Source organism: Aeromonas sp. 2692-1 (genome assembly GCF_013085505.1).
Classification (GTDB): Bacteria; Pseudomonadota; Gammaproteobacteria; order Enterobacterales; family Aeromonadaceae; genus Aeromonas; species Aeromonas hydrophila.
In genome coordinates, this window is sequence record NZ_CP038513.1 from 331,988 (window position 1) to 350,396 (window position 18,409).

The window sequence follows — 18,409 nt, forward strand, 5'->3', positions numbered from 1 at the left end:
CTCCTTCAAAACTCTATAGAATCCCCCACCGCAGTGATGCGAAGGTGGCGGAATTGGTAGACGCGCTAGCTTCAGGTGTTAGTGTCCCACGGATGTGAGGGTTCGAGTCCCTCTCTTCGCACCATACTGCAACATGCTTTATCAGACAGCATGTCAATCCAGACTGATAACCCGAATGTGCGAAGGTGGCGGAATTGGTAGACGCGCTAGCTTCAGGTGTTAGTGCCCCCCGGGTGTGAGGGTTCGAGTCCCTCTCTTCGCACCATGCTTCTCCAGACAGCATGTAAATCAAAACTGGTAACACAATGTGCGAAGGTGGCGGAATTGGTAGACGCGCTAGCTTCAGGTGTTAGTGTCCCACGGATGTGAGGGTTCGAGTCCCTCTCTTCGCACCATGCTTTATCCAGACAGCATGTAAAACCAGACTGGAAACCCGATGTGCGAAGGTGGCGGAATTGGTAGACGCGCTAGCTTCAGGTGTTAGTGCCCCCCGGGTGTGAGGGTTCGAGTCCCTCTCTTCGCACCATGCTTCTGGCATGTAAAACGCAGAAAATGCGCTCCAACCGCATTTAAAAACCAGCTGGAGAAAATCAGTGTGCGAAGGTGGCGGAATTGGTAGACGCGCTAGCTTCAGGTGTTAGTGTCCCACGGATGTGAGGGTTCGAGTCCCTCTCTTCGCACCATTCATTATGCAAAAGGCCCATCACGAAAGTGATGGGCCTTTTGTTTTTAGCCCTTGTTATGACTATGCTTTTGACGACTCACCGCCCATCGTCATGCCAAGGAACGCATATGATACTGGATACCGACATTCACAACTTCTACGAGCATCTGGTGCTCAAGGAGATTGAGAGACAGGGGCTCAACCAGAAGCTGAGCGCCAACCAGATGGCCGATCTCTGCTGCCTGACCCTGAACCAGCTGCCCTCCCACTACATTCGTCACGACGTCGACATGATCTACTTCCTGACCGATGCCAAGCGTACCGAGATGGAGAAAAACGTCATCGAGTCGCTCAAGCTGGCGCAAGAAAAGGTGCAAAGCGCCCCGGCTACCTCGTCATAACCAGGGCTGTTGCCAGATCAGGGCCGCGACTCCCGTCATACCGGCCACCGGCAGCAGGATCAGCGCAGGCCTCAGCCTGGGTTCCAGCATGACCCAGGCGGCCAGCAAGAAGCCCAGGCTCCACATACCGTACGCCTTGTCCTGACCCCAGATCAGGATCGCCAGCAGCCCGATCAGCAGCATGGCTCTCACTATCCATCTCATGACACACTCCCCTTCAACAATTGATAACAATTATCATTTGTATTTTAGAAGTATGCAATCGGACTTTTCTATCGGAGTCGAATGTCCCATCGGGGCAAACAGAGCACTCAAAAACGGGTTATGAGATCAACTAATTTGTAAGTTTTTCAATCAAAACTGCATTTTTGCTAAATCAGTTGGGATTTGCCCCCCCAGGTTTGTGGTAGATTGCGGCCTCTTTTTGGGTGGGCCCCTCGGGATACGTGTATCCACAGGACGAGAGGGACTGACCTTGGCGAGCAAGAGTTTAGGAAGTATCTATGCAAAACCAACAAAACCACATCCGATTGCCGGGCATGTCACAGGTGTTTGCCTGCCTGGCCATTTTTCTGGCCCTGGCCTTCTCCTTCACCAGCGTGCTCGACCTGCCAATCCAGTTGGCACTGTTCATCGCCTGGTTCGTCATCATGGGACTCGGCATCAAGCTCGGCCATGATTACAAATCCCTGGAACAAGCCGCCGTCGATGGCGTCGCCAAGGGGATGGGGGCCATCCTGATCCTGGTCTCCGTCGGGGCGCTGGTCGGCACCTGGATTGCCGGCGGCATCGTCCCCAGCATCATCTACTTCGGCCTCAAGGTGATTCACCCGTCCATCTTCCTGCTGGCGACCCTGATCATCTGCTCGCTGACCTCGCTGGCCACCGGCACCTCCTGGGGCTCGGCCGCCACTGCCGGCATCGCCATGATGGGGATCGGCCACAGCCTCGGTGTGCCCGCGCCGCTGGTGGCGGGAGCCGTGCTCTCCGGCGTCTACTTCGGTGACAAGCTCTCCCCGCTCTCCGACTCCGTGGTACTGGCCTCGACCATGTCCAACGTCGACGTGATGGAACACATCAAGGGGATGCTGCCCATCAGCCTGTTCTCCTATGTCATCACCGCCGCCCTGTTCACCGTGGTCGGCATGCAGTACTCCGGCAACGTCAGCCTGGAGCAGGTCAACCTGGTGATGGAAGCGCTCGACAAGCAGTTCAACATCACCCCGCTGGCCATAGTCCCGGTGGTGCTGGTGCTGGGCCTGTTGGCCAACCGCAAACCCGCCTTCCCGGTGATCAGCTTCGGTGCCCTGCTGGGCCTTGTCTGGGCCATCCTGTTCCAGGACATGGACCCGGTCAAGGCGATGCACTCCGCCTACAGCCCGTTTGCCATCACCTCCGGCGTCGACTTCATCGACAACATCCTGGGCCGCGGTGGCATGGAGTCCATGCTGGGCTCGGTGGCCGTCATCATCTTCGGCTTGGGCTTCGGCGGTCTGCTGGAGAAGGTCGGCATCCTGGAAGTGATCGCCAGCGCCTTCGAAAAGCGCATCAACGGTGCCGGCAGCCTGACTACCCACACCATAGGCACCGCCTTCCTGGCCAACGTGTTCGGCTCGGCCATGTATGTGTCGCTGATCCTGACCCCCAAGATCATGGCCAAGAACTACGACCGGCTGGGACTGGCGCGCAAGAACCTCTCCCGCAACGCCGAGTTCGGCGGCACCCTCACCTGCGGCATGGTGCCCTGGAGCGACAACGGCATCTTCATGGCCGGGGTACTGGGGGTGGCGACCCTCGACTACCTGCCCTACATGTGGCTCAGCTTCACCTGCATCATCGTGACCATCACCCTCGCCTATCTCGGCAAGGCGGTGAACCGCATCCCGGTGATCGAAGCGGCCAGCTCCCGCTAACCGCCGGAAAAACCATGACAAAAGGCGCCAGCACGGCGCCTTTTGTCTGGCCGCGATTCGAGGTTAAGCTGGCAGTCACCTTGATCACACGCGGCAGGACGCCCAGATGAACTTCACCTTTCGCCAGATCCGCTATTTCGTCGCGGTAGCCGACAGCTTCTCGGTCAGCCGCGCCGCCGCCGAGCTGCACATCTCCCAGTCGGCGGTCACCAGCGCCATCCGCGAGCTGGAGACCGAGCTCGGCGCCGCCCTGTTCGAGCGCAATCCGCGCGGCGTCAGCCTCACCACCCAGGGTCACCAGTTTCTGCTGCACGCCCGTCGCATCCTCGGCGCCATGACCGAAGCCGGCCAGTCCCTCAAGGCGGTGGCCCAGCAGGATCAGGGGCGGCTCACCATAGGCGTGACCACGCTGGTGGCCGGCTACTACCTGTCGGAGGCGCTCGGCCGCTTTCGCCGCGCCTTCCCGGCGGTGCAGATCGAGGTGAAGGAGGACGAGCAGCCCTATCTCGAGCACCAGATCGTCAACGGCGAGGTGGACGTGGGGATCCTGATGACCAACCGCACCATCCGCCAGGAGGCGTTCGATACCGAGCTGCTGACCCGCTCGCCGCTGCGGGTCTGGCTTGCCGCCAACCACCCGCTCTGCGCCGAGTCGACCCTCTCCCTCAAGGCGCTCGGCGAGGAGGCCATGATCTCGCTCACCGCCGACCAGCTGGATCAGATCATCGGCGGTGGCCTGCGCCGCTACGGCATAGCGCCACGCATCGTGCTGCGTACCGCCTCGGTGGAAGCGGTGCGCAGCCTGGTGGCGAGCCAGCTCGGGCTCGCCCTGCTGCCAGACTTTGCCTACCGCCCCTGGTCGCTGGAGCAGGAACGGGTCGAGGCCCGCGCCATCAAGGAGCCCATCCCCGCCATCGACATCGGCCTGGTGTGGCGGCGCGGCTCGCGGCTGGAGTGGACCGCCCGCGAGTTCATCGACATAGTGCGGGATCAGAGCCGGCTGCGGGCCCGTCAGCAGGTTTCTCGCTAACCGTTTCCGGAGACCGTATTGCCATAGAAATTCAGATTCATCTGCACTCGATATCGATTTAGAAGATACCTCTGGCGTTAAAAATTGAAATTCTCATTGCTCACGGCTTCTCCTACGCTCATGACTGGTTAACAGGATGTTAATTGTCAGCGTGGCATCACAACCGTGCCCGCCTCAGCAAGGAGAGCAAGATGAAACTGACCCCCCTCACCCTGGCCCTGATCCCCGCCCTGCTGGCAGGACAGACCCAGGCTGCCCCCACCACCCTCGGCAAGGGTGAAGGCCAGCTCAACATCGTGGCCTGGGCCGGCTACGTGGAGCGCGGCGAGACCGACAAGAACTACGACTGGGTCACCGGCTTCGAGCAAGAGACCGGCTGCAAGGTCAACGTCAAGACGGCCGCCACCTCGGACGAGATGGTGGCGCTGATGAACGAGGGCGGCTTCGATCTGGTGACCGCCTCCGGCGACGCCAGCCTGCGCCTCATCGCCGGCGGCAAGGTGCAGGCGCTCAACCTGGCGCTCATCCCGAGCTACGGCAAGATAGACCCCCGCCTGCAGAATGCCCCCTGGCACACAGTAGACGGCAAGCACTACGGCGTGCCCTACCAGTGGGGCGGCAACATCTTGATGTACAACACCAAGGTGTTCCCCAAGGCTCCCGACTCCTGGAGCGTGGTGTTCGAAGAGCAGACCCTGCCGGACGGCAAGTCCAACAAGGGGCGGGTGCAGGCGTTCGACGGCCCCATCCACATCGCCGATGCCGCCCTCTATCTGATGAGCCACCAGCCGGCGCTCGGCATCAAGGATCCTTACGAGCTGAACGAGGATCAGTACAAGGCAGCCCTCGACCTCTTGCGCCAGCAGCGTCAGCTGGTGGGGCGCTACTGGCACGACGCCTTCGTCCAGATCGACGACTTCAAGAACGAAGGGGTGGTGGCCTCCGGCTCCTGGCCGTTCCAGGCCAATACCCTGATCGCCGACAAGCAGCCCATCGCCACGACGGTGCCCAAGGAGGGCGTCACCGGCTGGGCCGACACCAGCATGGTGCACAGCGAGGCGAAGAACCTCACCTGTGCCTATAAGTGGCTGGAGCACTCCCTCAACAACAAGCTGCAGGGGGATCTCGCCTCCTGGTTCGGCTCCGTACCCGTAGTGCCGGCCGCCTGCGAGGGCAATGCCCTGCTCGGGAAAGAGGGGTGCAAGACCAACGGCATCGACAACTTCGATCGAGTGCGCTTCTGGCGTACCCCCGTCACCCAGTGCAAGAGCCAGGGAACCTGCGTGCCTTACTACCGCTGGGTCTCAGACTATATCGCCATCCTGGGTGGTCGCTGAGGTGCCTCAGTAAATGCCGATATGGGGCCGGACAGGAGTCCGGCCCGCTTCCCACACAGACAAGGACGTCCCATGAATGCCGTACAATTTGACCGGGTCAGCCGCCACTATGGCGAGGTGAAGGCGGTCGACGACATCTCCTTCCAGATCCCGGCCGGCGAGTTTTTCACCCTGCTGGGGCCGAGCGGTTCCGGCAAGACCACCTGCCTGCGAATGATTGCGGGCTTCGAATACCCGAGCGAGGGGGAGATCCGGCTGTTCGGCGCCCCCTGCTCCACCGTGCCGCCCTACGATCGCAACCTCAATACGGTGTTTCAGGATTACGCCCTGTTTCCCAACATGGATGTGCGCGACAACATCGGCTACGGCCTGATGCTCAAGGGCGTCACCAAGGCGGAGCGTTACCGCAAGGTGGATGAGATGCTGGAGTTGGTGCGCCTGCCCGGCGTCGGCAACCGCAAGCCCGGCCAGCTCTCCGGCGGCCAGCGCCAGCGCATCGCCATCGCTCGGGCACTGATCAACCAGCCACGCATCCTGCTGCTGGACGAACCGCTCGGGGCGCTCGACCTCAAGCTGCGCGAGCAGATGCAGCTCGAACTCAAGGCTTTGCAACGCCAGCTCGGCATCACCTTCATCTTCGTCACCCACGATCAGCAGGAGGCGCTCTCCATGAGCGACCGCATCTGCATCTTCAATCAGGGCAAGATCGAGCAGATCGCCGCGCCGGATACCATCTACGACGCCCCCGCCACCCCCTTCGTCGCCCGCTTCGTCGGCACCGTCAACCTGTTTGAGGGGGAGCAGGCCCGCCGGCTGTGCGGCGATGCTCAGCAGATGATGGTACGTCCGGAGCGGATCCGGCTCGCCGAGGCCGGCACACCGGGCTGGTCAGGGGAGGTGCGCGAGGTGGAGTACCTCGGCCCCTTCGTGCGCTACCGGGTCGATCTTGGCGAGCAGCTCGAGCTCATCGTCAACCACCCCAACGAGGGCCAGGCCCGCCTGCCCCGTGGCGCCCGGGTCAGCCTCAGCTGGCCGGAGCAGGCGATCCATCGCCTACACACCGCCCCTCAGGGAGCTCAACCATGAGCGCCCCCCACAGTGCGAGCCTTGCCATGAGCCAACCCACAGTCCCCCTCTCCTATCGACCGCTGCGGCGCCTTTCCACCCTGCTCTACGGGCGGCCGGGTCTGTTGCTGGCCATCCTGCTGGGGCCGCCGCTGCTGTGGCTCGGCATCATCTATGTCGGCTCCCTGCTGATGCTGCTCTCCAACGCCTTCTTCGGGCTGGACGAGTTCAGCGGCCAGATCCGCCACGAGCTGGGGCTGCAGAACTTCGTCGCCCTGCTGCGGGCGGAGAACCTGGACGTGATCCTGCGCACCGTCGGCATGTCGCTGCTGGTGACCTTGGCCTGCGCCCTGCTCGGCTTTCCGGTGGCCTACTACATGGCGCGCTACACCAGCGGCAAGACCCGGGCCCTGTTCTACGTTGGCATCATGCTGCCGCTCTGGTCCAGCTATCTGGTGCGGGTCTACGCCTGGAAGCTGATCCTGGCCAAGGAGGGGGTCATCAGCTGGCTGGCAGACACCTTGGGGCTGGATTGGCTGCTGGACGCCATCCTCTCGCTGCCGGTGATAGGTGGCCCGTCGCTGTCGTTCTCGCGCATCGGCACCTTCATCGTGTTCGTCTACGTCTGGCTGCCCTTCATGATCCTGCCCATCCAGGCGGCGGTGGAGCGGATCCCGCGCTCTTTGCTGGAGGCGAGCAGCGATCTCGGCGCCACCCCGGCCCAGACCTTTCGCACCCTGATCCTGCCGCTGGCCCTGCCCGGCGTGGTGGCGGGCTCCATCTTCACCTTCTCCCTGACGCTGGGGGACTACATCATCCCCGGCATCATAGGCAACTCCACCATGTACATAGGTCAGGTGGTCTACATGCAGCAGGGCACGGCGGGCAACCTGCCCTTCGCCGCCGCCTTCTCGCTGGTGCCGATCCTCATCATCGCCATCTATCTGGCGATAGCAAAACGCTTGGGGGCATTCGATGCGCTCTAATCAGCCCATGAAACGGGACCATTGCAGCCAGCCTTCCGGCCTGCTCAAGTACGCGGCCATCGGCGGTCTCTTGTTCCTGCACTTTCCGATCCTGTTCATCTTCCTCTATGCCTTCACCAGCGAGAGCAAGAGCTACCAGTTCCCGCCGCCCGGGCTCACCTTCAAGTGGTTCGAGGTGACCCTCAACCGCCCCGACGTGTGGCGCGCCATCCAGCTGTCGCTGGAGGTAGCGGGGCTGGCGACGCTGGCCGCCATGGTACTCGGCACTCTGGCGGCGGGGGCCATCGCCCGCAGCCGCTTCTTCGGCCAGGAGGTGGTATCGCTCTTGCTGGTGCTGCCCATCGCCCTGCCCGGCATCGTCACCGGCATCGCGCTGCGCTCCGCCTACGGGGTGATGGAGATCCCCTTCAGCTTCTGGACCATCGTCATCGGTCACGCCACCTTCTGCGTGGTGGTGGTCTACAACAATGCGCTGGCGCGCTTTCGCCGCACCAACCAGAGCCTCATCGAAGCGTCGATGGATCTCGGTGCCGACGGCTTCCAGACCCTGCGCTACGTGATCCTGCCCAACCTCGCCACCGCGCTGCTGGCGGGAGGCATGCTGGCGTTCGCCCTCAGCTTTGACGAGGTGATCGTCACCACCTTCACCGCCGGCCAGCAGACCACGCTGCCGATCTGGATGTATCAGGAGCTGATCCGGCCACGGGACAGGCCGGTCACCAACGTGGTGGCGCTCATCATAGTGGCCTTCACCACCATTCCCATTCTGCTTGCCTACTACCTCACTCGCGACGGCCAGGACGTCGCCGGCAGTGGCAAATAACGACTCAACGCGTGCGCAAGGATGCAACCATGAAACTCTCTACCCAACTCTTGATCGACGGTCAGTTCGTCACCGGTGACGGCCAGGCCGAGCCCATCCTCAACCCGGCCACCGGCGAGCTGCTCGCCTCGGTGCCCGAAGCCTCGTTCGAGCAGGTGAACCGGGCGGTGAACGGTGCCCAGCGCGCCTTCGCCCAGTGGAGCCGCACCACTCCGGCGAGCCGTAGTACCCTGCTGCTGCGCCTGGCCGACGCCATCGAGCGCCACGCCGAGGAGTTTGCAGCGCTCGAATCCCTCAACTGCGGCAAGCCCTATCTGGCGGTGCTCAACGACGAGCTGCCGGCGGTGGTGGACTGCTTCCGCTTCTTCGCCGGCGCCGCCCGCTGCCTGCAGGGGCCACTGGCGGGGGAGTACATCGAGGGGCACACCAGCATGATCCGCCGGGACCCCATCGGGGTGGTGGGCAGTATCGCCCCCTGGAACTATCCGCTGATGATGGCGGCCTGGAAGATGGCCCCCGTGCTCGCCGCCGGCAATACGGTGGTGCTCAAGCCCTCCGAGCAGACCCCGCTCACCGCCCTGCGCCTGGCGGAGCTCGCCAGCGAGCTCTTCCCGCGCGGCGTCATCAATATCGTCTGCGGCCGGGGCGAGAGCGTGGGGGCGCCGCTGGTGGAGCACCCGCTGGTGCGCATGGTGTCGCTCACCGGTGACATCGCCACCGGCCAGAAGATCCTGCAGAGCGCCGCCCGCACCATGAAGCGCACCCACCTGGAGCTGGGGGGCAAGGCGCCGGTCATCATCTTTGACGATGCAGACTTGGAAGCCGTGGTGGCCGGCATTCGCACCTTCGGCTTCTACAACGCCGGCCAGGATTGCACCGCCGCCTGCCGCATCTACGCCCAGGGCAAGATCTACGACAAGTTCGTCGCCGCCATGACCGAGGCGGTGGCCTCCATCAAGGTGGGCGGTCCGCGCGAGGAGGGGGTGGAGATGGGGCCACTCATCTCGGACCGGCAGCGCAACCGGGTGGCCAGCTTCGTGGAGCGGGCCCAGAGCAGCGGTCACGTGGAGGTGACGGCGGGAGGCAAGATCCGCCCCGGCAATGGCTTCTTCTTCGAGCCGACCCTGATCGCCCATGCCCGTCAGGAGGATGAAATCGTGCGCCGCGAGGTGTTCGGCCCGGTGGTGTCGGTGACCCGCTTCAGCGACGCCGAGCAGGTGGTGCAGTGGGCCAACGACTCGGACTACGGCCTCGCCAGCTCGGTCTGGACCAAGGATCTGAGCCTTGCCAGCAAGGTGGCCAGCCACCTGCAGTACGGCTGCACCTGGATCAACACCCACTTCATGCTCACCTCCGAGATGCCCCACGGCGGCATGAAGATGTCCGGCTACGGCAAGGATCTCTCCCTCTACGCGCTGGAGGACTACACGGTGCCGCGCCACATCATGCTCAAGCTGTGAGACCCGGCCAACCGAACACGAAAAGCAGAAGGCCCCGCATGGCGGGGCCTTCTCTCTGAGCACTCTGTATCTTCACGCCACTGTGGCGATCATGGCCGGGGACAGTATCGGTCAAACCGGTGCGGTCTGCGGCCATCGCGCCAGGGCGTCGTCGGCTTAGCGCTGCTTGCCGCTGCCGATACCGAACGGGATGCGGTAGTCGCTGCTCTGATCACCCAGGCTCACGGTCAGGTTGCCCTGGGTACGGCTCGGGATCTGCACTTGCTGGGTGCCCATCAGGTTGGCATGGACGGAGGCAACCACGTCACCAGACTCGTCACGCACTTCCAGCATGGGGTTGGCCTTGCCTTCGACGGCGGCGGTCGCATGCCAGTTCACAAACAGCACGCCCGGGGCGGCGTTGAAGTCAGCCGGAACAGAAGCCTGGGCGAAACCGGCGGTCATCAGGCCTGCAACGGCCAGCATCTTGATTACGTTTTTCATGTTCATTCACTCTCTTGGTTTTTATGTCATTGCCTGGGCCGACGGGCCCGAATCAATGCATCCTTGCAAGAGGTTATTCAAATAGTGTGTTGTTCTTTCACCGACATCCGGCACCCTGTTTGAGAGTGCCACAGCCTTGAACGACCAGTTATTTGGCCGCTTGGCGTTCCTGCCTAAGCGTTGAGTGAATATTAAACATCCAGGTCCGCCATTGTTAGCGAGATAAACTGGCCTAGATGTTCAAAAAATCTGAAGTGGCTGTACATCCCGGGTTCAGCGAACGGCAGACCCCCACCGGCAGGGTAATGAGCGTAATCCGGCTGCCATACGGGCCCGGCAGATCACGCCGGCTCGGTGCGCCGGCGCCCGCCTTGCCAGGTGGTACCCATGGAGGCGACGATGATCGCCGCTATCCCCAGCCACTGGGTCGGGGGCAACTGTTCCCCCAGCAACAGCAACCCCATCAGGGCCCCCATGGCGGGTTCACCGCTGGTCAGAATGCCGTAGCTCTTGAGCGGCAGCCGGCGCAGGGCAAACATCTCGAGGGAGTAAGGGATCGCGCTGGAGAGCAGCCCTACCCCCACGATGGTCAGCACCACGGGCAGGGTGAAGGTGGCCTCGCTCGCACCACCGAGGCCGAAGGGCAGTACCAGCAAGGCCCCCACCCACATGCCCAGCGCCGGCGCCTGCGCCCCCAGCAGGGCACCGGCCCGCTTGCCGGTCAGCATATAGAGCCCCCAGAACACCCCGGCGCCGAGCGCCAATGCCGCCCCCAGGGGATCGAGGGTCTGTTCGGCCGCCCGCAGCGGCAGCAACAACAGCAGGCCGACGATGGCCAGCGCCAGCCAGAGGAAGTCTGCCCGATGGCGGGAGCCGAGCAGCGCCACCGTCAAGGGGCCGATGAACTCGATGGCCAGCGCCACGCCGAGGGGGATCCGCTCGATCGCCAGATAGAACAGCAGATTCATTGCTCCCAGCGACAGCCCATAGGGGATGGCCCCCAGCAGGGTGCGTCGATCGAAGGGCATTCGCCAGATCCGAAACACCAGCGAGAGGAGCAGGGCGGCGCATCCCAGTCGGAACAAGGTGGTACCGGCAGCCCCGATCAGGGGAAACAGGGACTTGGCCAGCGAGGCGCCGAGGGTAATCGACAGCATGGCGAGGATGACCGCCAGCAGGGAGGAGAAAGCAGTGGTGTTCGGCGGCATCTTGTTCAAACCTGAGCAGACAATGAGAAGTAAAATATATCTGGCGACGGCCGTAATTTCGGTCTAAAACTGGCCCTATTCGATAATTTTTATCTCTCTTCTCATGACCGACAAATTCGATCTGCTCATCCTCGCCGAACTGCAGCAGGATGCCCGCCTGCCGATCCCCGAGCTGGCCCACCGGGTCGGCCTCTCGGCACCGGCCTGTTACCGCCGCGTGCGGGCGCTGCGGGAGGCAGAACTCATCGAACGGGAAGTGGCACTGGTAGCACCCGCCACCATGGGCTGGCCCATCACCATGCTGGTACTCGTGACGCTGGAGCGGGATCACGGCCGCATCGTCGATGAGATGATCGCCAGCCTGCAAGGGGAGCCGGAGGTCATGGACCTCTGGTACGTCACAGGGGAGCAGGACTTCGTGCTGCAGGTCGCCGCACGGGACATGCAGAGCTACGACCTGTTTACCCGGCGGGTGCTGCATGCCAGGGAGCAGGTGCGCAGCTTCAAGACCCTGGTGGTCATGAAACAGCACAAACGCTGCGGAGCCTTGCTGCCTGCCTGAGGTGAGAACGTACTGCCCGGTATTGTCGGCACGTCCTTGGGAAGAAATGAGATGAAGGATGGCGCCTTTGAGCGCGGCGCCAGATATAAACCGGGGCGGGATTGCCCGCCCCGGCTGGGTCAGACCGCCGCCAGCTCCTCCGCCGTCATCGGCCGCAACACCTTGCAGGGGTTGCCGGCCGCCACCACGCCCGCCGGCACATCCTTGGTCACCACCGAACCCGCGCCGATGACGCTGTTGTCCCCTATGGTGACGCCGGGGCAGATGACGGTGCTCCCGCCAATCCAGACGTTGTGGCCGATCCGCACCGGCTTGCCGAACTCCACCCCCTTGATGCGCGGCGCCACCGCCACCGGGTGAGCGGCGGTGTAAATCTGCACCCCCGGCGCCAGCAGCACGTTGTCGCCGATGTGCACCTCGCACACGTCGAGGATGGTGCAGCCCACGTTGGCGTAGAAGTTCTCCCCCACGAAGATGTTGGCACCATAGTCGCAAAAGAACGGCGGGTTGATGGCGCACGCTTTGCCACGGCCGCCCAGCAGTTCATGGAGCAGGGCATCCCGCGCCGGTTTCTCCTGCCAGCTGGTGTTGAAGGTGTGATAGAGCCGGCGGCAACGCTCGCGCGCCGCTTTCAGCTCGGGGTCACCTGCATCATAAGGCGCCCCCGCCACCATCTTCTGCCACTCGGCGCCGCGCACCGCCGCCTTCGTCATCACCTCGTTCATCGCCTACTCCACCAGCCAGATCAGGGATTCATAAGGGCGCAGCATACAGGACTGCGGCCGGGCCGGGCTATCTGGGTAGTTGCCCAGCAGCAGGCGCCCCTTGCCGGTGGCCAGCTCGTCCGGCAGGGCGAAGGTGGTCGGCTCGCCGTAGAAGTTGCTCACCACCAGCAATGTCTGGCCGTTGGCGCGGCGGGCATAGGCCCAGATCTGCGGATGCCCTGCCAGCAGCTCCTGATAATCCCCCTGGGTGAAGATGGGATGAGTCTTGCGCAGGCGGATCAGATCCCGGTAGAACCAGAACACCGAGTGCTGGTCGGCCAGCGCCGCCTCGGCGTTGATCAGCGGGTAGTTGGTGGCAGGCTTGAGCCAGGGCGTTCCGCTGGTGAAGCCGGCGTTGGGGGCGGCGCTCCACTGCATCGGGGTGCGCGAGTTATCCCGGGACTTGGCGCCGAGAATAGCCAGGATCTCGGCCTCGCTCATCCCTTCGGCCTGCTTGATGGCGAAGATGTTGCGACTCTCCACATCCTGATAGTCATCGATGTGCTGATAACCGGGGTTGGTCATGCCGATCTCCTCCCCCTGATAGATGTAGGGAGTGCCCTGCAGGCCGTGCAGTGTGCTGGCCAGCATCTTGGCGGCAACCACCCTATGCTCACCCTCGTCACCGAAGCGGGAGACGATGCGCGGTTGATCGTGGTTGCACCAGAACAGCGCCGACCACCCCTTGCCGTACATGCCGCTCTGCCAGTGGTTGAAGATGCGCTTGAGCTCGAGAAAATCGAACGGCGCCTTGGTCCACTTGTCACCGTTGGGGTAATCCACCTTCAGATGGTGGAAGTTGAACACCATGGAGAGCTCTGAGCCATCCAGCGCACCGTAGCGCTGGCAGTGCTCCAGCGAAGTAGAGGACATCTCCCCCACCGTCATGGCCCCCACCGGGGCAAAGACGTCGCGGCTCACATCCTGTAAAAATTCGTGGATGCGCGGCCCGTCGGTGTAGAAACGGCGGCCATCGCCTATCTCGTCATTCGGGAACGCCTGATCCTTGGAGATGAGGTTGATGACGTCGAGGCGGAACCCGTCCACCCCCTTCTTGGCCCAGAAGTGGATGATGTCCTTTACCTCGGCACGCACTGCCGGGTTCTCCCAGTTGAGATCCGCCTGCTCGCGGGCGAACAGGTGCAGGTAGTACTGACCGGTGAGGTCATCGAGCTCCCAGGCGCTGCCGCCAAACTTGGACTGCCAGTTGTTGGGCACGCCGCCATCCACCGGATCGCGCCAGATGTAGTAGTCGCGGTAGGGGCTGTTTTTATCCCCCAGCGCCGACTTGAACCAGGCGTGCTCGGTGGAAGTGTGGTTCACTACTATATCCATCACGATGCGGATGTCGCGCGCGTGGGCGGCAGCCAGCAGCGCCTCGAAGTCGGCCATGGTGCCGTAGGCCGGGTCGATAGCAAGGTAGTCGGCGATGTCGTAGCCGTTGTCCACCTGCGGGGAGACGTAAACCGGGGTCAGCCAGAGGGCATCGACACCGAGGGTCTTGAGATAGTCGAGGCGGGCCATGATCCCCTTGAGATCGCCGGTGCCACGGGCAGCGGAATCCTGAAAGCTCTTGGGGTAAATCTGGTAAATCACGGCGCTCTGCCACCAGGGAGTTTGGCTCATGGGTCTTGCTCTTGTCTCGAATGAAAAAGGGAGAGGGCGACCCCTGCGGGTCGCCCTGATGCGTGGAATCAGGCGCTGGCCTGGGCCAGCTTGCCGGCCGCCTGCTGGCGCTTGTAGACCAGCAGGGTCAGCACCACAGGCACTACGATGGCCACCAGCATGGCGAGGGAATAAACGGCCCAGTATTGCGGCTGGATGGAGAGGATGCCCGGCAGGCCCCCGACCCCGATGCCGTTGGCCATCACCCCGGCGAAACCGCAGATGAGGGCCGCAAGGCTGGAGCCCACCATGGCGCACAGCATGGGGAACTTGTACTTGAGGTTGATGCCGTACATGGCCGGCTCGGTCACCCCCAGGTAGGCAGAGATGGCGGCAGGCACCGAGATCTCCCGCTCGTTCTCCTTGCGGCTGATCAGAATGATGCCGACGACCGCAGACGCCTGGGCGATGTTGGAGAGGGCGATCAGCGGCCAGATCGGGGTGCCACCCATGCTCTGCATCAGCTGCAGATCCACTGCGTTGGTGGTGTGGTGGATGCCGGTGATGACCAGCGGCGCATAGAGGAAGCCGAACAGGGCGGCTCCGATGGGAGCAAACGAACCTGTCATGGCGGCCTTGGCGGCAAAGCCGACGCCGTCACCCAGCCAGCGCCCGAACGGACCGATAAAGGCGTGGGCCACGATCACCGCCAGCAGCAGGGAGATGAAGGGGACGATCACCAGATAGAGATAGGCCGGAATGATCCGCTTGAGGTTGGTCTCCACCCAGGCCAGGAATACCCCCGCCAGCAGGGCCGGAATGACCTGGGCCTGATAACCCACCTTCTGGATGACGAACAGGCCGAAATCCCACACCTCGGGGGTCTGCTGACCGATGCCGTAGGCGTTCATCAGTTGCGGGGAGACCAGGGTGATACCGAGCACGATGCCCAGGATCTCGGAGCCACCCATCTTCTTGACCGCAGACCAGCAAACGCCCACTGGCAGGAAGTGGAAGATCGCCTCGCCCAGCAGCCAGAGGAAGGCATGCACCTGAGCCCAGAACTGGCTGATCTCGGTGAGGGAATGGGTGCCATCGTCGAACATCTTGATGTCGCCGATGACGTTGCGAAAGCCCAGGATCAGACCGCCGGTGATGATGGCGGGCAGCAGCGGCACGAAGATCTCCGCCAGATGGGAGATGCCCCGCTCCAGCGGATTCATGTTCTGGCGCGCCGCCTGCTTGGCGGCCTCCTTGCTGCCACCGCTAACGCCGATCTCTTCGGTCAGCGCCTTGTACCACTGCTCTACCTCGTTGCCGATGACCACCTGAAACTGGCCACCCTGGGTGAAGCTGCCCTTCACCGCCGGGATGGTTTCGATGGCCTTGCTGTCGGCCTTGGCCGGATCGTTGAGGACGAAGCGCAGCCGGGTCAGGCAGTGGCTGACGGTGGCGATGTTCTCCTTGCCACCGATCTTGTCGATGAGCGTGGCCAGGTGTTGTGCGTTGATCTTGGACATGAGTCTTCCCTCTGTGACTCCATTGATATTGGTCTGCGTCGCCCTTTTGGGCCAGTCAGTGGGCCCGAGCGTTTTTGGTATCGTTCCCATTTAGCATGCCGACAATCTGGCCAGATCAAAATGGGAACGTTCCCATTTCGTGGCCGAGCTCACAAAAAGCACAATTTTTGTGCAGGACGAGGTGATGGCAATCACAGAGGGTGGCTGGGGGCTATGGTCGCAAGCGGAGGCAGATCCTGCTCGATCTGGCCGAGCAGCTGACAGGCCGCCTGCTCGCCCGCCCCCTTGTAGCCGAGATCCAGGCTGAGGGCGTTGGGGAAGAGAAAGCTGAGCATGGGGTTGTTGCCAAGGCCGGTCACCAGCACTTCGCTGCGCCCCTGCTCCTGCAGGTATTTCGCCGCACCGATGGCGAGGGTGTCGCTGGCGCAGACCAGGGCACCAGTGGTCGGGGTGAGCAGCTCCCCCGCCAGCCGGTAGCCGCTCTGCAGGCTGAGATCGCCGAGGGCGCTGCGCGCCGCCAGCCCCTGCTCGGCACAATAGCCGAGGTAGGCGTCGAGCCGGCGCTGGCCGGTGGTGAGGTCGCTGGTATCCACCCCCAGGTAGGCGATGTCGCGAATGCCGCGGGCGGCGAGCTGGTCCAGCATGGTGTGCACCGCACCGGCATCGTCAAAACAGACCGAGGAGAAGCCGGGGTGATCGCGCGCCACCAGCACCAGCTTATCCCTGAGCGGCGCCATGGCGGCATAGTCCAGGTCGTTGAAGGCGAACAAAATAATGCCATCCACCCCGCGCCGCTCCAGCACCGCCAGATGCTCCTGCACCTTGGCGGGGGAGAACTTGCTCTCCATCAGCACGGCGTCGTAACCGCGCTGATAGAGGGTCTCCAGCATGCCGCGCACCGCCTGGTTTTCCGAGCTGGAGTCGAGCCGCGAGACGATGATCCCCACCACCTGCTGGCTCTGGCTGCGCATGGCCCGCGCCGACTTGCTCGGCACGAAGCCGTGTTCGGCGATGATCTGCTCCACCCGGTCGCGGGTCGCCTGCTTCACCTTGGGATCCTGATTGAGCACCCGAGAGACGGTCGACTTGCCGACACCACTGAGTCGGGCGATATCGAGGATGGTCAGTTTTTTGTCCATGAAGTGGCTCACAGGGGCTCGGCGGTGGAATTGCCCACATTGTTGTGATTAACCCCTGTGAATACAAGCCCATGGCGTTAGAATGCCCCTTTGGCCCCGGCGAACGCCGTGCCATTCGCCATCGCACAGGACGCGCATTATGGATCTGCTGGCCAGTCTGCACTTCTCCCTCTCCATCACGGGCCCCATCTGCGTGGTGCTGCTGCTCGGCATCTGGCTCAAGCAGCTGGGTCTGTTGCCCGACAGCTTCGTCGAGTCCGCCTCCCGCCTGGTATTCCAGGTCACCCTGCCCGCCCTGTTGTTCCTCAGCATGGTGCGCACCGACTTTTCCACCATGCCGAGCCCCTGGCTCATCCTCTACGGCCTGCTCGGTACCCTCACCGGCTTTCTGGTGCTGGAGCTGCTGGCGGCCCGCTTCATCCCCGAGCGGCGCCAGCGCGGCATCTTCGTGCAGGGCAGCTTTCGCGGCAACATGGGGATCATGGGGCTGGCCTATGTACAGAACGCCTACGGCGCCGAGGGGATCGGCGCCGCCGCCCTGCTGGTGGGTTCGGTCACCGTGCTCTACAACGTGCTCGCGGTGATCACCCTGACCCGCAGCCTGGGAGGCAGCAAGGGGATCAAGCCAATCCTCAAGGGGATCGCCAAAAATCCGCTGATCATCGCCATTCTGTCCGCCCTGCCGTTCGGCCTGCTCGGCATCGAGCTGCCCCAGCTGGTGATCACCACCGGCAACTACTTCGCCAACATGACCCTGCCGCTGGCCCTGCTCTGCACCGGTGCCAGCCTCAACCTCAAGGCCCTGCGCGGGGGCGCCCTGCTGACCGGCTGGGCCACCGCCAATCGGCTGTTCTGCATCCCGGTGCTGCTGGTGATGGGGGCCTGGGCGCTCGGCTTCAGCCCACAGGCGCTCGGTATCCTGTTTCTCATCAGCTCCACCCCCACCGCCGCCGCCAGCTATGTGATGACCCGCGCCATGGGGGGCGACAGCGTGCTGGCAGCCAACATCATCGCCACCACCACGCTGGGCTCTCTGGTCAGCACCAGTTTGGGCGCCGCCCTGATGAACTACCTGGGGTTGATGGGCTAGCCAGCAGCAAACGTGCTGGCCCTCACTCCCTCATCATCCCCTTGACCTTGCCGCGGGCGGCAGCTTTACGCTGACGGCCTATCAACAGAGGAGATATCCCATGACCATCGAACTCACCGTCTCCGGCATGTCCTGCGGTGGCTGCGCCGCCAGCCTGCAAAAAGCCCTGCTGGCCCAGCCTGCCGTCAGCACCGCCAGCGTCGACTTTGCTAGCAGCAAGGCCGTCATCGAGAGCGAACTGAGCAAGGCCGAGCTGATCGCCCTGATCGAAGCCAAAGGCTTCTCGGCGAGTTAAATTATCTCTATATAGGTATAAAACAGGTTAAAATTCTGTACCCAGCTGTTTTTTGGTGAGAGTC

Annotated in this window: 18 protein-coding genes and 5 tRNA genes; 16 read left to right on the forward strand and 7 right to left on the reverse strand. The window is 63.0% G+C overall.

Annotated features, from left to right (window positions below):
* Nucleotides 1-38 precede the first annotated feature (38 nt).
* The 6 genes from E5E97_RS01760 to E5E97_RS01785 all read left to right on the forward strand — a co-directional run bounded on the left by E5E97_RS01760 (nt 39) and on the right by E5E97_RS01785 (nt 1,065).
* A tRNA-Leu gene (locus E5E97_RS01760) sits at nt 39-124 on the forward strand.
* 55 nt (nt 125-179) lie between these two features.
* Nucleotides 180-265, forward strand: a tRNA-Leu gene (locus tag E5E97_RS01765).
* A gap of 44 nt (nt 266-309) precedes the next feature.
* Nucleotides 310-395 (forward strand) — tRNA-Leu (locus E5E97_RS01770).
* A 45-nt stretch (nt 396-440) separates the two neighbouring features.
* Nucleotides 441-526 (forward strand) — tRNA-Leu (locus E5E97_RS01775).
* A 71-nt stretch (nt 527-597) separates the two neighbouring features.
* Nucleotides 598-683: transfer RNA gene (locus tag E5E97_RS01780), tRNA-Leu, on the forward strand.
* A gap of 109 nt (nt 684-792) precedes the next feature.
* Nucleotides 793-1,065 carry a late competence development ComFB family protein gene (locus E5E97_RS01785; protein WP_016352123.1) on the forward strand — a complete coding sequence of 91 codons (273 nt, stop codon included), beginning with the start codon at nt 793-795 and terminating at the stop codon, nt 1,063-1,065.
* Here the strand turns inward: E5E97_RS01785 and E5E97_RS01790 are convergent.
* Nucleotides 1,060-1,269 carry a hypothetical protein gene (locus tag E5E97_RS01790; protein WP_011707516.1) on the reverse strand — a complete coding sequence of 70 codons (210 nt, stop codon included), beginning with the start codon at nt 1,267-1,269 and terminating at the stop codon, nt 1,060-1,062. The genes E5E97_RS01785 and E5E97_RS01790 overlap by 6 nt on opposite strands.
* Before the next feature lie 299 nt (nt 1,270-1,568).
* Between E5E97_RS01790 and nhaC the strand changes: the two genes are divergently transcribed.
* From nhaC to E5E97_RS01825, 7 genes are all read left to right on the forward strand, one after another.
* Nucleotides 1,569-2,978, forward strand: coding sequence for a Na+/H+ antiporter NhaC (gene nhaC, locus E5E97_RS01795; protein ID WP_029302109.1), 1,410 nt, complete (start codon nt 1,569-1,571; stop codon nt 2,976-2,978).
* Between the two features lie 106 nt (nt 2,979-3,084).
* On the forward strand, nt 3,085-4,008 hold the full coding sequence (locus E5E97_RS01800; protein ID WP_118880324.1) for a LysR family transcriptional regulator: 924 nt from the start codon (nt 3,085-3,087) through the stop codon (nt 4,006-4,008).
* Nucleotides 4,009-4,199: 191 nt separating this feature from the next.
* Entirely contained in the window at nt 4,200-5,345 is a 1,146-nt protein-coding gene (locus E5E97_RS01805) for an ABC transporter substrate-binding protein (protein WP_016352126.1), read from the forward strand.
* A gap of 72 nt (nt 5,346-5,417) precedes the next feature.
* Nucleotides 5,418-6,431, forward strand: a complete 1,014-nt coding sequence (locus tag E5E97_RS01810; RefSeq protein WP_171279808.1) for an ABC transporter ATP-binding protein — start codon at nt 5,418-5,420, stop codon at nt 6,429-6,431.
* Nucleotides 6,428-7,396, forward strand: a complete 969-nt coding sequence (locus tag E5E97_RS01815; protein WP_171279809.1) for an ABC transporter permease — start codon at nt 6,428-6,430, stop codon at nt 7,394-7,396. The genes E5E97_RS01810 and E5E97_RS01815 overlap by 4 nt, the downstream gene beginning before the upstream one ends.
* A 7-nt stretch (nt 7,397-7,403) precedes the next feature.
* Nucleotides 7,404-8,219 (forward strand): ABC transporter permease, encoded by an 816-nt coding sequence (locus E5E97_RS01820; RefSeq protein WP_171279810.1) that lies wholly within the window; start codon nt 7,404-7,406, stop codon nt 8,217-8,219.
* Nucleotides 8,220-8,248: 29 nt separating this feature from the next.
* Nucleotides 8,249-9,679: a gamma-aminobutyraldehyde dehydrogenase gene (locus tag E5E97_RS01825; RefSeq protein ID WP_118880316.1), complete on the forward strand. Its 1,431-nt coding sequence runs from the start codon at nt 8,249-8,251 to the stop codon at nt 9,677-9,679.
* A gap of 156 nt (nt 9,680-9,835) precedes the next feature.
* Here the strand turns inward: E5E97_RS01825 and E5E97_RS01830 are convergent, their stop codons facing one another.
* Nucleotides 9,836-10,168 carry a hypothetical protein gene (locus tag E5E97_RS01830; RefSeq protein ID WP_016352131.1) on the reverse strand — a complete coding sequence of 111 codons (333 nt, stop codon included), beginning with the start codon at nt 10,166-10,168 and terminating at the stop codon, nt 9,836-9,838.
* Nucleotides 10,169-10,503: 335 nt separating this feature from the next.
* Nucleotides 10,504-11,370: a DMT family transporter gene (locus E5E97_RS01835; protein ID WP_162901786.1), complete on the reverse strand. Its 867-nt coding sequence runs from the start codon at nt 11,368-11,370 to the stop codon at nt 10,504-10,506.
* Nucleotides 11,371-11,473: 103 nt separating this feature from the next.
* On the opposite strand from E5E97_RS01835, the gene E5E97_RS01840 reads away from it, so the two are divergent.
* Nucleotides 11,474-11,932, forward strand: a complete 459-nt coding sequence (locus tag E5E97_RS01840) for an Lrp/AsnC family transcriptional regulator (RefSeq protein WP_016352133.1) — start codon at nt 11,474-11,476, stop codon at nt 11,930-11,932.
* A 119-nt stretch (nt 11,933-12,051) separates the two neighbouring features.
* Here the strand turns inward: E5E97_RS01840 and E5E97_RS01845 are convergent, their stop codons facing one another.
* The 4 genes from E5E97_RS01845 to treR form a co-directional block, all read right to left on the reverse strand.
* Nucleotides 12,052-12,657, reverse strand: coding sequence for a sugar O-acetyltransferase (locus E5E97_RS01845; RefSeq protein WP_118880312.1), 606 nt, complete (start codon nt 12,655-12,657; stop codon nt 12,052-12,054).
* Between the two features lie 3 nt (nt 12,658-12,660).
* The gene (gene treC, locus E5E97_RS01850; protein WP_118880310.1) at nt 12,661-14,322 is read right to left on the reverse strand and encodes an alpha,alpha-phosphotrehalase; all 1,662 of its coding nucleotides are present in this window, start codon (nt 14,320-14,322) and stop codon (nt 12,661-12,663) included.
* Nucleotides 14,323-14,390: 68 nt separating this feature from the next.
* On the reverse strand, nt 14,391-15,821 hold the full coding sequence (gene treB / locus E5E97_RS01855) for a PTS trehalose transporter subunit IIBC (RefSeq protein ID WP_024944796.1): 1,431 nt from the start codon (nt 15,819-15,821) through the stop codon (nt 14,391-14,393).
* A 191-nt stretch (nt 15,822-16,012) separates the two neighbouring features.
* On the reverse strand, nt 16,013-16,960 hold the full coding sequence (gene treR / locus E5E97_RS01860; RefSeq protein ID WP_118882220.1) for a trehalose operon repressor TreR: 948 nt from the start codon (nt 16,958-16,960) through the stop codon (nt 16,013-16,015).
* A 139-nt stretch (nt 16,961-17,099) separates the two neighbouring features.
* Between treR and E5E97_RS01865 the strand changes: the two genes are divergently transcribed.
* Together E5E97_RS01865 and E5E97_RS01870 are read left to right on the forward strand one after the other, a co-directional pair.
* Nucleotides 17,100-18,050 carry an AEC family transporter gene (locus tag E5E97_RS01865; RefSeq protein ID WP_077095217.1) on the forward strand — a complete coding sequence of 317 codons (951 nt, stop codon included), beginning with the start codon at nt 17,100-17,102 and terminating at the stop codon, nt 18,048-18,050.
* A 100-nt stretch (nt 18,051-18,150) separates the two neighbouring features.
* Nucleotides 18,151-18,345, forward strand: coding sequence for a heavy-metal-associated domain-containing protein (locus E5E97_RS01870; RefSeq protein ID WP_011707532.1), 195 nt, complete (start codon nt 18,151-18,153; stop codon nt 18,343-18,345).
* The last annotated feature ends 64 nt before the right edge of the window (nt 18,346-18,409 follow it).

What these genes read in the sequence shown, in the direction of transcription:
- E5E97_RS01840 (WP_016352133.1), top strand. Translation starts at nt 11,474, where the DNA reads ATGACCGACAAATTCGATCTGCTCATCCTCGCCGAACTGCAGCAGGAT.
- E5E97_RS01845 (WP_118880312.1), bottom strand. Translation starts at nt 12,657, where the DNA reads ATGAACGAGGTGATGACGAAGGCGGCGGTGCGCGGCGCCGAGTGGCAG.
- treR (WP_118882220.1), bottom strand. Translation starts at nt 16,960, where the DNA reads ATGGACAAAAAACTGACCATCCTCGATATCGCCCGACTCAGTGGTGTC.
- E5E97_RS01865 (WP_077095217.1), top strand. Translation starts at nt 17,100, where the DNA reads ATGGATCTGCTGGCCAGTCTGCACTTCTCCCTCTCCATCACGGGCCCC.
- E5E97_RS01785 (WP_016352123.1), top strand. Translation starts at nt 793, where the DNA reads ATGATACTGGATACCGACATTCACAACTTCTACGAGCATCTGGTGCTC.
- E5E97_RS01815 (WP_171279809.1), top strand. Translation starts at nt 6,428, where the DNA reads ATGAGCGCCCCCCACAGTGCGAGCCTTGCCATGAGCCAACCCACAGTC.
- treB (WP_024944796.1), bottom strand. Translation starts at nt 15,821, where the DNA reads ATGTCCAAGATCAACGCACAACACCTGGCCACGCTCATCGACAAGATC.
- E5E97_RS01800 (WP_118880324.1), top strand. Translation starts at nt 3,085, where the DNA reads ATGAACTTCACCTTTCGCCAGATCCGCTATTTCGTCGCGGTAGCCGAC.
- nhaC (WP_029302109.1), top strand. Translation starts at nt 1,569, where the DNA reads ATGCAAAACCAACAAAACCACATCCGATTGCCGGGCATGTCACAGGTG.
- E5E97_RS01805 (WP_016352126.1), top strand. Translation starts at nt 4,200, where the DNA reads ATGAAACTGACCCCCCTCACCCTGGCCCTGATCCCCGCCCTGCTGGCA.
- E5E97_RS01820 (WP_171279810.1), top strand. Translation starts at nt 7,404, where the DNA reads ATGAAACGGGACCATTGCAGCCAGCCTTCCGGCCTGCTCAAGTACGCG.
- E5E97_RS01790 (WP_011707516.1), bottom strand. Translation starts at nt 1,269, where the DNA reads ATGAGATGGATAGTGAGAGCCATGCTGCTGATCGGGCTGCTGGCGATC.
- E5E97_RS01835 (WP_162901786.1), bottom strand. Translation starts at nt 11,370, where the DNA reads ATGCCGCCGAACACCACTGCTTTCTCCTCCCTGCTGGCGGTCATCCTC.
- E5E97_RS01870 (WP_011707532.1), top strand. Translation starts at nt 18,151, where the DNA reads ATGACCATCGAACTCACCGTCTCCGGCATGTCCTGCGGTGGCTGCGCC.
- E5E97_RS01810 (WP_171279808.1), top strand. Translation starts at nt 5,418, where the DNA reads ATGAATGCCGTACAATTTGACCGGGTCAGCCGCCACTATGGCGAGGTG.
- E5E97_RS01830 (WP_016352131.1), bottom strand. Translation starts at nt 10,168, where the DNA reads ATGAACATGAAAAACGTAATCAAGATGCTGGCCGTTGCAGGCCTGATG.
- treC (WP_118880310.1), bottom strand. Translation starts at nt 14,322, where the DNA reads ATGAGCCAAACTCCCTGGTGGCAGAGCGCCGTGATTTACCAGATTTAC.
- E5E97_RS01825 (WP_118880316.1), top strand. Translation starts at nt 8,249, where the DNA reads ATGAAACTCTCTACCCAACTCTTGATCGACGGTCAGTTCGTCACCGGT.